Source organism: Celeribacter marinus, assembly GCF_965656515.1.
GTDB classification, from domain to species: Bacteria; Pseudomonadota; Alphaproteobacteria; order Rhodobacterales; family Rhodobacteraceae; genus Celeribacter; species Celeribacter marinus_D.
On record NZ_CBFHKW010000031.1, the window covers coordinates 27119 to 28718 of the forward strand.

Annotated in this window: 2 protein-coding genes; both read right to left on the reverse strand. The window is 56.2% G+C overall.

Going from position 1 to position 1600, the window contains the following annotated elements; genetic code table 11:
• Positions 1-774 (reverse strand): BMP family ABC transporter substrate-binding protein (locus ACTG34_RS08565; RefSeq protein ID WP_439104529.1); only part of this gene is annotated, 774 nt, incomplete at its 3' end.
• Between the two features lie 50 nt (positions 775-824).
• Positions 825-1600 (reverse strand): ABC transporter permease (locus tag ACTG34_RS08570; RefSeq protein ID WP_439104530.1); only part of this gene is annotated, 776 nt, incomplete at its 5' end.

Sequence of the window (1600 nt, forward strand, 5' to 3'; positions counted from 1 at the left end):
GTAGGGTGCCCAGTTATCGATGATGGAGGAGACGCGCGGCGATGGGGCGTACTCATACATGTCGGAGGCTTGACCAAAGCCGATCACGCCGCCTGCCTCTTGGGCTGCGGCAAGGGGGGCGGTGGAGTCTGTGTGTTGCAAGATCACGTCCGCGCCTTGCTCGATCAACGCCTTTGCCGCGTCTGCTTCTTTGGCGGGGTTCATCCACTCAAAGATCCAGATAACTTTGAACTCAACGTCAGGGTTTACTTTTTTGGCGTGAATGTAGGCGGAGTTGATGCCACGCACAACTTCGGGGATTGGCACGGATGCGATGTAGCCCACGATGTTGCTCTTGGTCATTTTGCCTGCAATGTGGCCCTGAATGGCGCGGCCCTCATAGAAGCGCGCGGAATAGGTGCCAACGTTATCGGCAGTTTTGTAGCCGGTTGCGTGCTCGAATTTCACATCTGGAAATTTTTCAGCCACGTTGATGGTTGGGTCCATGAAGCCAAACGATGTGGTGAAAATCAGATCGGTGCCGGTGAGCGCCATCTGTGTCATCACGCGTTCTGCGTCCGGACCTTCGGGAACGTTTTCAACAAAGACGGTCTCGACCGTATCGCCAAAGTGCTCTTCGAGCATTTTACGGCCGTGATCGTGACCTTGTGTCCAGCCGCCATCATTCACGGGGCCGACGTAGACAAAGCCCACTTTGGTTTTTTCGTCGTCTGCCAGAGCAGCACCAGCAAGGCCAAGGGCCAAGGCGGTGGTGGCAAGGAGTGTTTTGAACATATGCGTTCTCCCAGGTGTTGTGAGGCATGTGCCCCGGTTGATAAGCAGCCCTAGCGGGCTTGGAAAATCCGGCCAAGCATTGCGGGACCGCCAGCGGCCCCTTTGCTGCGTGCCGAAATGACGACAAGAACCGCAATCGTGGCCAAAAATGGCGACATCGAAAGAAGTTCCACGGGAACCTTTGCGCCGGCCGCCTGAAGGTTGAGTTGCAGAACTGTGATCCCACCAAAAAGGTAGGCACCGATTAAAACGCGTGGCGCTTTCCATGAGGCAAAAACCACGATGGCAAGGGCGATCCACCCTATACCCGCGGTGATCCCATCGGTCCACTGCGGTACGCGGATAAGAGAAATATAAGCGCCGCCCAGACCCGCCATAGCGCCTCCGAACCCGATGGCTAAAACTCGCACACGACGCACTTTGTACCCAAGCGCGTGGGCGGCGGTATGGTTTTCACCAACTGCACGCAGGATCAGACCCGCGCGCGTGAATTTGAGCACGGCCCAGACGACAACCACAGCGAACAGGCTAAAGTAAACCATTGCGTCATGGCGAAACAGGATCGGACCAAGAACGGGAATATCCTCAAGCAACGGGATGGGCATCTTGGTTGTAAGAGGGGATTTGACGCCCACGTAGTTCTGGCCAAGGAAAGATGCCAAGCCAACCCCGACAAGGGTAAGCGCCAAACCACTTGGAACTTGGGTTGATTGAAAAACTTGCGTCAAAAGGGCAAAGAGCATGGCCAAAAGCGCGCCACCGGCCGCAGCAGCGATAAACCCGACAAGGGGCGATCCGCTCTCCACAGACGCGATAAACCCACAGA